This window comes from Paraburkholderia xenovorans LB400 (assembly GCF_000013645.1).
Classification (GTDB): Bacteria; Pseudomonadota; Gammaproteobacteria; order Burkholderiales; family Burkholderiaceae; genus Paraburkholderia; species Paraburkholderia xenovorans.
This window is the reverse complement of sequence record NC_007952.1, coordinates 3236347-3249826: the sequence shown is the minus strand read 5'-3', so window position 1 is coordinate 3249826 and position 13480 is coordinate 3236347. Positions and strand designations below refer to the sequence as shown.

The window sequence follows — 13480 nt, the reverse complement described above, 5'->3', positions numbered from 1 at the left end:
CCGTCCTCTGCGAAAGCTGACGCGCCTCAGGCTCGCGAACGTCCGCATCGCCCGATTGAGTTCATCGATGCAGCGGGATACGTGCATTGGAAGTTGCTCCCCAAGCGGGTCGGCTGAGGGCATTCGTTAGGCGGCACCGCGCCGCAACCGGGCGCGCGGTGTCAGTTGTCAAGAATAGGCCGGTCGGCGGCGCTCGCCCGACATTGCCCCGCCTTTGCCACGCTTCCGTGGCTCGCCGCCCTACTTCTTGTCCTTTTTTCTAAGGCTGATGTAGGCAGCCTTCATCATTTCCTCCAATGCATCTTTTGAGCTGTCGCTGAGGCTGGGGTCCGCTCGTAGATGAGCAGTCGCGAGAGCCAGCGGCTCGCCCTTCGGCGCTTTCGCGGCCAGATTCACAAAGGCCGAGAGGTCCAGTCCAGCCCATGTTGCTAGTACCGCGAGGCTAGCGCCGTCCGGCTTTCGGCCCTTCGCCATTCTTGTCAGGGTAGTTGGACTCACACCGGTTTCCTGACTTGCCTGTTTCCAAGTAATCTCGCGCGCGTCCACCGTGGCCGCCAAAGCACGATAGAACGCATCGTTATCAAACGACCGTTCGCTTTCATTCATCATCACACCTCCAAAAAATTGCTCATTGGCAATTGACATGCCCAAAAGCAAGTTCTATGATTTCCTCATTGGATTGCTCAAGAGCAATTAATAGCAGTTTAGCAACTTCGCACGGAGTTACCATGAAACCTTTAGGTACTGAAGGGAATAGCGACGAAGCGCAGGCGGTTTCCCCTGCCTTGGTAAGCGAGGTCGACGAACGGTCTTCCTCCGGCGTCGTTCGCGAAATTGAGATTCAAGCGGAGGTTCTGCTCCCGGAGGGCGGGGTCGAACTCATCGACGCCAAAATCGAAGAGGTGGAAACGCCGGCGCATGACGGGCAACGGCATCACCATTCCCACGAAGGCGAGCACGGGCATCTTGTCGAGGTCACTGTTGACAATCGCGAGGTGCGCGTAAAAAAAGGCGCATACGTGGTCGCAGCGTTCAAGGCAGTTGTCGGCGTCGCGGCCGACCGCGTGCTCGACCGTATATTGGGACCGGGAAAGTTCGAAGAATTGGTGGATGACCAGACCATTCACGTCCATGCAGGAGAGGTCTTCATCAGCCACGTCAAGCAGGGAAGTTCATCGTGAGCCTCGAAGCTGCACGCATGGCAGCCCTGCAAGCCGTCTATCCCGACGCTAGGCTGATGGCAGACGGCACAAAGGAGTTCGTGATACTGCCGGCACTGCATATCCAGGTCGGAGAACGCGAATATGTCCTCGATGCACTCCTATTACCGTCGAGCGAGCCGGGAGGGTACCCCACGCGGCTGTATCTGACGCAGCAAATCGCCGAGCGACAAACGATTGGCGGCAAGGCGGGAAACTGGACTTGCGAATCTATCGCAGGAAAGGCTTGGTACACGTGGTCCTGGACCGGGGTGCCGTCAAGCCTCCCGCTGATGGACATGCTGCTTGCCCACCTGCGAGCGCTGCGATGACAACAACCGCCATCACGATTTCGACAGGACTGCTTAGGCAGATTCACAAAGATTTGCACCGGCCCCACCCATTCGCGGCGGAGCGGGTCGGCTTTATCACTTGTCGTTCGTCGCACGTTAGCGGCGCATGGCAACTGACCGCTATTCATTACGAGGCGGTGGCGGATAACGAATACATCGATGACCCCACGGTAGGTGCATCGGTTTCGGGAGCGGCCTTTCGGAGACTGATGATGCATGCCCATGCCGAGCCACTAAGTGTTTTGCATGTACACCGACACGACCACCGAGGGGTGCCGAATTTCAGCGCTATTGACCGCAGAGAGAATGCGCGCTTTGTGCCTGACTTCCTTATCGTTCGCCCAGAACTCCCGCACGGCGCAGTCGTGCTGAGCTACGACAATGCCCGCGCGCATGTCTGGGACCCACTTGAATCCGAGCGACCGACTGTCGCACGACTCTGCATTACGGCAGTTCCGAACAAACAAGGAGCACAACATGGGCAATCGACACAGCAGGCAGAGTTTTCTCGGACCGATGTCGGAAGAGCGCCTGCGCATAGCCTCCGCCGCCGTCATTGGGCTGTGCGGTGGTGGCTCGCATGTGTCGCAGCAGTTAGCGCATATTGGCGTCGGTGACCTTCTGCTTATCGACCCTGACCGTGCCGACGACACGAATACGAACCGCATGGTCGGGCTAACGGAGCAGGAAGCGGACGACGAAGATTACAAGGTCGACGTAGTCGAGCGCAAGTTGCGCCTCGTCAACAGTAACGTCAAGATTCACGGCTTCGCAAGACCCTGGCAGGAAGTGCTAGACGAACTCAAGCGATGCAACGTGATTTTTGGGTGCGTCGATTCCATAACGGTTCGCGAACAACTCGAGCGTTTCGCGCGGCGCTATGCCATTCCGTACATCGATGTTGGGATGGATGTTCACGGCGATGACGGTCGCTACTTCATAACCGGACAGGTCATTACGTCGCTGCCGTCTCGGCCTTGCATGCGGTGCATGGGATTTGTCACCGAAGCGAAACTTGCGGCTGAGCAGGCTCGGTACGGTGCCGCCGGCGGCCGGCCCCAGGTGGTCTGGCCAAATGGCGCACTTGCCTCGACGGCGGTTGGAGTGTTTATGTCGATGTACACGCCATGGAACAAAGACGTGACGCCGGCAATCTACATTGAATATGACGGCAACCGCAACGCTCTTGCTCCGAGCAACCGACTCCAGTATCTCGAAGGCGTCCAATGCGACCACTTCATCGGTACGGAGGGTGTAGGCGACGTGTTCTGACTTGCGCGCGGAAGAGGCTTCAGGCATCCGCGTTTTTAACCCATCGCTGACATTCACCCCGCCAACACCACCTAGTTCCTGAGCGGGGCAATAAGCGTTGACACGCGCATCGCTCGCGGCCGCCCTGACGCGCGCGACATCATCCGCGCCTCGCGAGCAGAAGCGATTGTTCAGGTCTTTTACTGAGCATCGGTTTGGCTGGACAGGCGTCGGGCCGCCGGCGAACTACTCGAACCCGCCATATAGCGGCCGGGCATTGTCCACGTCGTCCCAACGGGATTCGACAGTGGGGTCCAACCAATCCGCCGCCCGTCGGGTCAGTTTTGCGTGCTTATCAACACATCGAGTCAGATAAGTGATCGTACCGTCCCGGGAAGGAGTGTCGCCGGTCAAAAGATAGACTCCCTGCGAAAGGCGCCGTAGCCAGCCGGCCTTGACCATGTAAGCAGCAAGCGCGTTACTGATCCCCATTTCCCGGAGCAGGGCGGAGTCGATAGGGTGGCCGCGCCCACATCCCCGGAGCATCTGCTGCACGGTTTTGTTGCTCAGCTACCTCTGTCCGTTGCGTTATTTATTTGCAATATATGCTTAAAAATTTTTATTATCTGCGATTTTTCAACGCGCCGCGCAGTTAGCGCGCCGGAGAGTTCCGCGGCTTGAGCGGCTCGCATGGGTCGCCGCATGTGACAATCGTCATGATCGCGCGCATCAACGGAAACAGTGCATATGCTCGGCTCTCCGGCTAACGTTGCGCATCTGGAGCGGTCCATCGTCCAAGCGCGGGCAGCAAAGGTCGGGGCTCGCAAGCCGGTGGACGATGTCAATGAGCGGTCTGAATGCAATGGGACTGAGCTTGCGCGCAACGCTATGCTCCCGCAGCGGGACCAGACGTTCGCCCCGGCGGGCCGTGAGCATCGACCGTTGCAGTGCTAACATTCCAGCCCCTGAGCCTTCCGCGTGCGGTGACCGATCAACGGCAGCAACGCCGCACGAACCCTGCCACCTTCCTCCCGATGTCTACGAGAGCATGACGATCAACAAGTCCTTGGGCGTCACGCCCACAGAGCAATTACTTGCTGAGTTTGGCGAGCGTTCGTTCCTGAAGCTTTGGACCTATCCCAATCCCTACAAGGACGATGGCAAGGAACTCTGCGACCTGATTGCCGTCTTCGGAGATACCGTATTCATCTTCTTCGATAGGAACGCAGGGCTGAACCCGGCCAGCGCGAAGACCCCCAAGGTGGCTTGGGAGCGGTGGAAACGGAGGGCCATCGATGCACAGATCTCCACGGCGCATGGGGCTGAACGCTACGTGCGCAGCGGCCGCCAGCTCTTCCTTGACGCTGCGCGGAAGAAGCCGTTTCCACTCCCGGTTCGAGGGGTGGGCAAGGTGCACAAGCTGATCGTTGCTCATGGGGCCGCCGAAGCATGCAAGGCGGCCTCGCCCGAGAACATCGCGGGCAGCCTGGGAATCGCTTACACGGACACACCGCCGAACGAGCCTTGGCCGTTCTTTCTCTTCCTACCAAGAACCTCTCCAGTCCACGTGTTAGACAGCCACAATTTGCCGATCATCTTGGGCGAGTTGGACACTGTCACCGACCTCTCCGTCTACCTCACCGCCAAAGAGCAGGAGATCGAGCGGCTCGAACTCGTCTGCTACTGCGGCGAAGAAGACTATCTTGCCCGCTATCTTGCGGCGTCTGACCCAGGCGCGGAAGAAATGGTGAACAGGTACATCGAGCCGAGCCTCAAGGGCTTTAACATGCGCGAGGGGCTTTGGGCGGAGTTCTCAAACTCCAAGACCTACGAAGCGACCGCCGAAGCGAACAGGATGTCCTATGGCTGGGACAATTTGATTGAGGGCGCCTGTCGCGACTTCTTGTCAGGAGCCGCAATCACCAACGCTGACCTGCATCGCGGGCCGAACCCAATTTTTGAGATGGTGAAGGAGCCTCGCCATGCGAGGCGAGGTATGTGGAGCCAGATCTTGCGGGCAATTGAAGCTTTTCCCCCACCGGGCTCCGGCTTCCAGCGGATGGTGACTTCGGTCCCGCGAATGGACGACGATTCTGCCTACGTATTCCTGCAGCTCGGACCTACCCCCGAGTTCCTTGCCCTTCCGGATTGGCAAGAAAAACGCAGGTTCCTTCTTGAGTTGGCCTGCGGCGCTGCGAAACTGAGGATGCCGAATTTGAAGCAAGTCATCGGTATCGGCATTGAGCACCCGAACTACCCTCACTCTTCTTTCGGCATCCACTTTTCCCTCCTACCCTGCGATTCTCTGACCCCCAAAGAATTGGCCAAGATCGAGCAACAAAACGCTATCTTCAATTTCTTCCAGACGGACTCCATGATCTCGTTCGAATCGGTCACCCCTCACCTGATGACCGCCGAACATCGCGTCGAGTAGACACATGACAGCCAACATCCCCGCCTCGACCTCGCTGCGTCCGACCTCACCGACCCGCGAGGAGGCGGCATATCACGAGTCGGGACATGCAGTCGCTGCATACTTGACAGGCTATCACTATGTCGATGACGACATAGTGATTGACGGCGGCAAGACGGCGGTGACAACAATCCAGCCAGACTTGCACTTACTGCAAGTTCGAGTTCAAGAACTCGGCTGGGCCGTGCCGGACGAACTGGAGCTGCGGCGGCAGCAATGCTTCATTGCCGCGGCTGGCTATGGGGCAGAGATGGTCCTCGCGGAGAAACGAGGCCGACCCTTCGATACATATTCGGTTGGGGTGGCAGCCCTCGGAGACCGACAGCATGTGGGCGCAATCTGGGGCCTGGCCAATGGCGCTTTCTACAAGTTCGCAGACGAGATGGCTGTGCAATTCCGAGATCCAAAGGTCTGGACCATCGTGGAGACGGTCGCACAGGAGCTGTTGAGCAGAGGTCGCATGTATGCCGATGAGTTTATTGGGCTCCTAGAAAACTTGATGCCTCAACTAGGCGTGCCGTTTCGTCTCTTTAGCACCGTCACCCCCGAGTTGCAGACTCCCACACTGCTACCGGCCTCAAGTTGACACCTGGATCGAGCCGAGCGGTGGCAGACCTTCGCCGAGATTTCGAGCGTTACGGGCTGGCCCTGCCTCCTGCCATCCCTTCCCGACCGTCGACAGTACTAGCTGGGGGCAACATCTCAATCGCCCGCATGCTGCAAATTTCGTACGGGCGCGGGCATATAGTTCGCTTGATCTTGAACGCGCAGCGCAGTTTGATCTGGTCAATTGGACTGGGCTTTGTCATGGTCGCGCCAAGTCGACATTTTGTCCAAGTAGCTCGGCAACATCGTCAATTAGTTCGGCCATTTGCAAAGCAAGATGTGCCAGCACGCTAATTTGTTGTCGATGATCTCCGCATCCCGTCTAAACTCGCCTGCCGCTCACATTCTTTGCGGCCGCGGAAAGTGGACCAGCGTACGAGCGCAGCCGTCTGTATGCGATGGTGTGCGAGCGCGGCTATCGGGGCAATCACCACCACTTCAGGCATTTGATCTCGGTCCGCCGTCCAAGGCCGATCACCGAGGCTTATTTGCGTCTACGAACACTGCCCGGTGAGCAAGGACAGGTCGACTGGGCCCATTTCGATCACCTGCAGATCGGTCGCGCACGCCGACCGTTGATGGCCTTCGTGATGGTCTTGTCGTGGTCACGGCAGATTTACCTGCGCTTCTTCCTTGATGCCCGCATGGACAGCTTTCTGGCCGGCCATGCAGGCGCCTTCGAGACATGGTCCGGTCTGCCCAGGGTCCTGCTCTATGACAACCTCAAGAGCGCCGTCCTTGAGCGGCACGGTGACGCGATCCGGTTCAATCCTCAACTCGTCGCGTTCGCCGCCCATCACCGCTATGAACCCCGTCCTGTGGCCGTTGCGCGAGGCAACGAGAAGGGCCGTGTCGAACGTGCAATCCGATACGTCCGCGAGAACTTCTTTGCTGCGCGTAAGTTCATCGACCTCGACGATCTGAATGCTCAGGCGGCGCTCTGGTGCGCTGACCGACGCACGATGCCCTCTGGAATTCCCGTAAGAAGTAGTTGGAAATCGACGGCTCATATTGTTCGGCTAGCGTGCTGGCTCTTAGCCAACCGCTCACTCTGCAGATCTTCAGGAGGTCTGGTGTGCGGAGATCGCTCGTTCGCGATGTTAGTGAGCCGACGAAAAGAACTCTGACGGAACCGGGATGCACTGCGAACTTGTTTTGTCCTTGGAAGCGATTAGCCGCCTGGCGGAACCGCTCTCATGGTCAAACTTGGCTGAATGGTGAAATTGTCCAACCAACGTCCAGCATCGAAATGCTGGCTGACGTAATGCAAAAGCGCGAACCCCGAATCCTGGGCACACCGATCCGATCCGCACGTCTGGACCGGGCACCGCAAGGCCCCGCTCCACATGAAGAGGAGAGGGGCCGCAATGTTGAAAAGACCGGGTTGGGAGCGCTTCGGATTTTTATCGCGGAGAAGAAAGGCCGGGGACTGCAGGGGAGCCAGGAAATCACATTCGCACGGACACAGGGCGGCGCAACGTCGGGATGGTGAGTAACCGTACGTTGACTCCTGCCTACTGAAAGGCTGGAAGGGCATGAATGGCGGGTTCGGCTCACCAGGCAAAATCTGGTGCGACGTTTTGCCTCTATTGGTACTCGACATGCGAATTGAAAACGAATCGTTTTTTTCTGAAAACCCGATTGAGAATTCAGCACTATCCTTGAATCGCATTTAATTTCGTCATGTAGTCGACGGAAATGGACATCACTGTCGCAGTAGCCGTTCAGGTGCCGATCGACCGGAGGGGCGACCGTGAGCGTGCACGACATGCCAATCCAGAATCTTCCCAATAATGTTTCAAAAAAATTTAAAAATTGGCACCCTGCTTGGGTTGGGATTCATCGCCGTCATCGTCCTGCTGATCGCACTGGGGGCGTCCAGCCTGCACGCGGTCAGCAGCGAATACGATTACGTCCTGCAGTCGAGGGACAAATGGGCGCGCCGAATACAGATTGGTTTGCAGATTCAGGCAACCCTGTACTTGATGCAGGTTCACGAATACCGTATTGCCGCGGCTACCACGCCGTCCGAAATAGAAGCGACCACAGTTTCGTTAGGCAGGGTCATGGCCGCCTACCAGCGGGAGGCAGCCCACTATAAGAGGCTCGATCCTTCACCTCCGCCAGAAGAAGAAGCGACTTGGTCCGATATGCAGCGACTAATGTCAATGTATATGTACATCGTCAACGATCGGTGGATAAGTTCCGATACAAATATCCGGAATGAAATAACCTCGGGCGTCGACGGCAGCTCTGCCAGGACATTGAAACAGATCGTGGACGATGCGCAGAGGTTGGTTGATCTTAACCTCGAAGACGGCAAGCGACAGCAACTTGCGGCACAACGGGTGTATTCGCGTGCGGCCATCTTTGTCGGCGCACTAATCGCCGCAGCAATAGCAATTGCGGCGGCACTAGTGTTGATCATACGGCGGGGACTGTTGACGCAACTGGGTGGTGAGCCGCGGGATCTGGTCGTGCTCGCGAGCGGCATCGCAAACGGGAACTTACAGGTAGAGTTTGAGTTGAAGCCGGGCGACCAGACGAGCTTGAAATGGGCCCTTCGAATCATGAGGGACCAGTTGGTCGCCGTCTTAAAGGAGAACAAGGATGCAGCGTTTCGCTACCGGGCGTTATACGAACGGACGCCAGTGATGCTATTTTCTGTCGACCAAAACGGGCGGCTGCGCAACGTCAGCGATCAATGGCTTGCAACGACCGGGTACGGACGCGAGGAGGTACTCGGACGCTACGTCGGCGATTTCTACATGCCAGGCGAGGGGAATCCAACCAGACAGGCTCTTACCGACCTGCTTCATACAGGCCGAATCTCGGATGTCGAACGAAGGGTTGCATGCAAGGACGGCAGTCGCATAGATGTTCTGCTTTCCGCCAGTGCCACGCGTGATCCGGACGGCAATCTGGTATCACTGTCTTCATGGCAAGACGTGACTGAGCGTAACCGGATAAAAGCAGAGCTGGTGTCTGGGCGTGAGCGTTTGCGTGTGACGCTCGACTCCATTGGCGACGGTGTCATCGCCATAGATCATCACGGTCGCGTTGAATATCTGAACCCGGCAGCGGAGACTCTGACCGGATGGCGCGGCGAGCAGGCTCGCGGTTTGCCGCTAGACAAGGTATTTTGCCGCGCGTCAAACAAGATGAGAGCAGCGCGTCAATCTGGATGAGAGTACTGGCGTTGCGGCAGCGGTGGAGGGCGTAGCCCGGAACCGCTGCCGCAACGCCGCGCCGAGGAGTCCGCCCCGCTGCCGGGGTGCCTTGTCGGTGGTCGCGGTAAATCGGGTATGAACAGCTCTTCCATGTAGCGAAGGGAGGCTGAGTTGCCCGGCCGACACATCAACGACCATCAGATGAGGCTCTACATGAAGTACAGACTCAAGGAAGGACCAGCTCAAGCGGCTGCGCGCGCCGGGTTCAGCGCCGCCACGGGTTATCGCATCGATCGGGACCGGCGACTGCCATCGCAGAAGAAGGCCCCGCGCGGGCGTCGCCGGGCCGATCCCCTCGTCGCGATCTTTGACACCGAGATCGTGCCGCTGCTCCAGTCCGCCCCCGGCATCCGGCCGATAGCCGTACTCGACGAGATGCTTCGGCGCCATCCCGAGCTCCCGGGCAACGTGCGTCGCACTCTCGAGCGGCGTATTCGCGACTGGCGCGCCCTTCATGGCGAGGAACGTGACGTCATGTTCCGTCAGGTACACCAGCCCGGTCAGCTAGGCTTGTCCGACTTCACCGAGATGGACAGCCTGGGCATCACCGTGGCGGGTATCGCGCTGGACCACCGCCTCTATCACTTCCGGCTGGCCTGCTCGGGCTTTGAGCACGCTCACGTCATTCTCGGCGGCGAGAGCTATGTCGCGCTGGCCGAAGGGCTTCAGAACGCCATCTGGGCACTCGGAGGCGCACCGCGCGAGCACCGCAGCGACAGCCTGTCGGCGGCGTTCCGCAATCTCGATGCCGACGCGCGCGAGGATTTGACCACGCGTTATGATGCGCTGTGCGCTCACTACGGCATGCAGCCCACACGCAACAACCGTGGCGTTGCCCACGAGAACGGCTCCATCGAGAGCCCTCATGGGCACCTCAAGAACGCAGTGCGTGATGCGTTGCTTCTGCGCGGCAGTCACGACTTCGACGATCTCGATTCCTATCGCCGCTTCATCGACGAGATCGTCGGTCGAATCAACGCGCGTAATGGCAAACGCATTGAGGCCGAGCGTGCACTGCTTCAGCCGCTTCCGGTCCAGCGTACGTGCGACTACGAGGAAACGCGCGTGTACGTCACGACCACCTGCGGCTTCGTCCTGCGCAAGGTGTTCTATACCGTCCCGTCACGACTGATAGGCCATCACCTGCGCGTGCGGCTGTATGACGACCGCCTGGAGCTGTTCCTGGGCGGCACGGCCCTGATGACACTGCAGCGCGGCCGTGCGGGCCCCAATGGCAAGCACGGCCACGTCATCAACTACCGGCACGTCATCCACGCGCTGCGCCGCAAGCCCATGGCGCTGCTCAACCTGGTCTATCGCGATCAGATCTTTCCGCGCGAGGCCTATCGCCTGACCTTCGATCGCCTGCTCGAGCAGCTCCCGGAGCGTCAGGCATGCAGGACCATGGTTGAACTGCTTAGCCTGGCCCACGAGCACAACTGCGAAGCGCAACTGGCCCAGGCACTGCAGCAGTGTCTGGGCGATGGACGGTTACCCGACCTGGACACACTGTGTTCGCGTTTCGAAGCGAAGCGCACGAACAGCATGCCGGAGGTGAACGTCCAGCTGGCACCGCTGAGCGACTACGAAGCCCTGCTTGACATGGCAACGGAGGTGACGGCATGAGTCTCGACATCGACGCCACCCGCCTGTCGCTGCTGCTCAACGATTTGCGGCTGCCCGCCATCAAGCAGATCTGGTCCAGCTTTGCCGAGCGATCCGACACGGAAGGCTGGCCGGCAGCGCGCCTGCTGATGGCGCTGGCCGAACACGAGATCGCCGAGCGCGATCGACGCCGGGTCGAACGTCACCTCAGGGACGCAAAGCTGCTGCCGGGCAAGACGCTGGAGAACTTCGATTTCGACGCGGTGCCGATGGTGTCCCGCGCGCACGTCTCGGCGCTTTGCGCTGGCGACGGCTGGCTGCGTAACGGCACCAACCTGATTCTTCTGGGACCGAGTGGCGGTGGCAAGTCGCACTTGTCGTCGGCCATCGGACTGAGTCTGCTGGAGAAGGGCTGGAAGGTCCTGTTTGCGCGTACCACCGACCTCGTGCAGCGGTTGCAGGTCGCGCGCCGCGAACTCGCTCTGGAGTCCGCCATCAACCGGCTGGATCGCTTCGATTTGGTCATCCTGGACGATTTCGCCTATGTCAGCAAGGATCAGGCCGAGACGTCGGTCCTGTTCGAGCTCATCAGCGCCAGATATGAACGCCGTTCTCTTTGCATAACAGCAAATCAACCGTTCGGCGAATGGGACAAGGTCTTCCCCGACCGGGCCATGACGGTGGCCGCCGTCGACCGGCTGGTCCATCACTCGACCATCTTTGAGCTGAACGTCGAAAGCTACCGTCGCCGTACGGCCCTGCAGCGCAAGCAGCAGGAACCGGGACGCCCGGCCAGTCGCGCGACACCAAAGAACGTTGGCGTGCCACCGACACAGGAGGATCAGCACGGCATTGACCTCACCAACTGACCCGCTGTCTCATCCTGATTGACGCGCGGCTCGCAGGTAAAGCTAGCCGGCGTCAATCAACCCATCACCTTCCACGCCACCCCATTCTCATCCTGATTGTCGCGCAGCCAGAATACCTGCGGCGTCACACATTACACAGCAATCCTCAACGACGGAAGGCTTCAGCTTGATTGTCGCGCGACACCCGCTCGCCCGCGTCAATCAACACCGCGCGTCAATCAACAAACGCTTGCCAGCGTCAATCAACATCGGCATCATCATTCCTGCCGCGACATTCTCAACTTGATTGTCGCGCGTCTCTCATCCAGATTGTCGCGCCACAGTATTTGACCTGGCCGATGAAGACGGTGTCAAGGGGCTGGGTGAACCTAACTCCCGGACAAGCCGTGGCGCCTCCGATGTCTCGACGAACGGATACTCGATATTGTCCCGCCGCGATGGTCAGCAGCGTTATATCGAGAGTCTGGCCTCGGAGATTACCGAAGCATCGGGGAGCGAAGTCGGAACGGTAATGGTCTTTAGGGACGTTTCGGAAAGGGTACGTCTGCATCGTGAAATGATATATCGCGCAACGCACGACGCCCTGACCGGAGCCTTGAACAGGGACGAGTTCGAACGCCGTGTACAAATGGCAGTCCGCACCACTCATGCCTGTGGAACGCACTACGCGCTAATGTATATCGATCTCGACCGATTCAAGCTTGTCAACGACGCCGGGGGGCACGCCGCAGGAGACAGGTTGCTAAAGCAGGTGGCGGGTCTCATCACACGCCATAGTCGTCCCGGTGACACGGTTGCACGAGTTGGTGGAGACGAATTTGGTCTGCTCATTGAACAGTGCGCCGCAGACGATGGCATGAAAATGGCACAGCGCATCTGCGAGGAACTCGACGCATTCCGTTTTCGCGAGGGAGACCTGTATCTGCATGTCGGAGCGAGTATTGGACTCGTGATGCTTGACCTGAGTTGGGTTTCTGCTGAAAACATTCTGCGCGCAGCAGATAGCGCATGCTATGCCGCGAAGGCCGCGGGACGCAATCGCGTGCATCTCTATACAGCGACCGACGAACTGATCGAGTCCCAGCACGAGGATATGCAGTGGGCGCGCCGCCTGGAGATGGCGCTTGACAATCTCAGTTCGCATTGCTGTGGCAGCAAATCAGCCCACTCGAGCAGAGCGAGGACGCTTTACATGGCGAGGTGCTGCTGCGACTGATTGGTGACGAGGGGCAGCTGATTTCACCCGGGCTCTTTCTCGCAGCTGCAGAGCGCTTCCAGATGGTGTCGCGCATTGACCGATGGGTGGTTCGTGAGGTTTTTGAGCTCATGACGCGACATCGGGACAAGAGCGACCATATTGCGACGGTTTCAATTAATCTGTCCGGCCAGTCGATTGGCGATCGCGATTTCCACCGCTACGTGTTGGGCCTGATAGACAGCATGACATTCGACGCGCGGAAGGTCTGTTTCGAGATCACGGAGACCGCCGTAATATCCGATCTGGCAGCAGCGAATGAATTCTTTGAGTCGATGCGCATCCGCGGAATACGTTTCTCTCTGGATGACTTCGGCAGTGGCGTGTCGTCCTTCGGCTACCTGAAGCTGTTGCCGGTTGACTATCTGAAGATAGACGGCCAGTTCATCCGGACGCTTGCCGACGACCCGGTGGATCAGGCAACGGTGCGGTGCATCAACGAGATAGCCCATATGACTGGCAAAAAGACAGTCGCAGAATTTGTTGAGGTCGAGGCTGTCGAGACCCTGTTAAGAGAAATGGGCATCAATTACACGCAGGGTTTCCTTCGCCATCGCCCGGCACCCATCCAGCAGTTTTTTGTAATGGCAGACAGCACTGTCTCGCCCAGCGAGGCGCTGAGCTGATTCGAGATGGTCG

The 13480-nt window shown here is 58.7% G+C and carries 12 protein-coding genes and 1 pseudogene; 11 read left to right on the top strand and 2 right to left on the bottom strand.

Annotated features, from left to right (window positions below; genetic code table 11):
* Window positions 1-240 precede the first annotated feature (240 nt).
* Window positions 241-645, bottom strand: a complete 405-nt coding sequence (locus BXE_RS36230) for a hypothetical protein (protein WP_233518991.1) — start codon at window positions 643-645, stop codon at window positions 241-243.
* Window positions 646-728: 83 nt separating this feature from the next.
* On the opposite strand from BXE_RS36230, the gene BXE_RS46755 reads away from it, so the two are divergent.
* From BXE_RS46755 to BXE_RS36210, 3 genes are all read left to right on the top strand, one after another.
* Complete coding sequence (locus BXE_RS46755; RefSeq protein ID WP_158340985.1) at window positions 729-1181, top strand: hypothetical protein; 453 nt, start codon at window positions 729-731, stop codon at window positions 1179-1181.
* A complete protein-coding gene (locus BXE_RS36220) occupies window positions 1178-1531 on the top strand; it encodes a hypothetical protein (protein ID WP_011493082.1) in 354 nt (117 codons plus the stop codon). The genes BXE_RS46755 and BXE_RS36220 overlap by 4 nt, the downstream gene beginning before the upstream one ends.
* Window positions 1532-2029: 498 nt before the next feature.
* On the top strand, window positions 2030-2824 hold the full coding sequence (locus BXE_RS36210; protein WP_011493081.1) for a HesA/MoeB/ThiF family protein: 795 nt from the start codon (window positions 2030-2032) through the stop codon (window positions 2822-2824).
* A gap of 225 nt (window positions 2825-3049) precedes the next feature.
* On the opposite strand, the gene BXE_RS36205 is transcribed toward BXE_RS36210, so the two are convergent.
* Window positions 3050-3358, bottom strand: a complete 309-nt coding sequence (locus BXE_RS36205; protein WP_040124253.1) for an AbiEi antitoxin N-terminal domain-containing protein — start codon at window positions 3356-3358, stop codon at window positions 3050-3052.
* A 493-nt stretch (window positions 3359-3851) separates the two neighbouring features.
* On the opposite strand from BXE_RS36205, the gene BXE_RS36195 reads away from it, so the two are divergent.
* The 8 genes and pseudogenes from BXE_RS36195 (at window position 3852) to BXE_RS43475 (ending at window position 13467) form a co-directional block, all read left to right on the top strand.
* Window positions 3852-5237, top strand: a complete 1386-nt coding sequence (locus tag BXE_RS36195; RefSeq protein WP_040124257.1) for a hypothetical protein — start codon at window positions 3852-3854, stop codon at window positions 5235-5237.
* 4 nt (window positions 5238-5241) lie between these two features.
* On the top strand, window positions 5242-5862 hold the full coding sequence (locus BXE_RS36190) for a hypothetical protein (protein WP_011493078.1): 621 nt from the start codon (window positions 5242-5244) through the stop codon (window positions 5860-5862).
* A gap of 403 nt (window positions 5863-6265) precedes the next feature.
* A pseudogene (gene istA, locus BXE_RS44845) lies at window positions 6266-6829 on the top strand (IS21 family transposase); the annotation flags it as partial.
* Between the two features lie 846 nt (window positions 6830-7675).
* Window positions 7676-9070 (top strand): PAS domain S-box protein, encoded by a 1395-nt coding sequence (locus tag BXE_RS36180; protein WP_011493076.1) that lies wholly within the window; start codon window positions 7676-7678, stop codon window positions 9068-9070.
* A gap of 183 nt (window positions 9071-9253) precedes the next feature.
* Complete coding sequence (istA, locus tag BXE_RS36175) at window positions 9254-10738, top strand: IS21 family transposase (protein WP_038456258.1); 1485 nt, start codon at window positions 9254-9256, stop codon at window positions 10736-10738.
* Window positions 10735-11586 carry an IS21-like element helper ATPase IstB gene (gene istB / locus BXE_RS36170; RefSeq protein ID WP_011487036.1) on the top strand — a complete coding sequence of 284 codons (852 nt, stop codon included), beginning with the start codon at window positions 10735-10737 and terminating at the stop codon, window positions 11584-11586. Before istA (BXE_RS36175) ends, istB begins: the two co-directional genes overlap by 4 nt.
* Window positions 11587-12010: 424 nt before the next feature.
* Entirely contained in the window at window positions 12011-12802 is a 792-nt protein-coding gene (locus BXE_RS43480) for a diguanylate cyclase domain-containing protein (RefSeq protein WP_052115912.1), read from the top strand.
* Window positions 12730-13467, top strand: a complete 738-nt coding sequence (locus tag BXE_RS43475) for an EAL domain-containing protein (protein ID WP_081435604.1) — start codon at window positions 12730-12732, stop codon at window positions 13465-13467. The genes BXE_RS43480 and BXE_RS43475 overlap by 73 nt, the downstream gene beginning before the upstream one ends.
* Window positions 13468-13480: the final 13 nt, after the last annotated feature.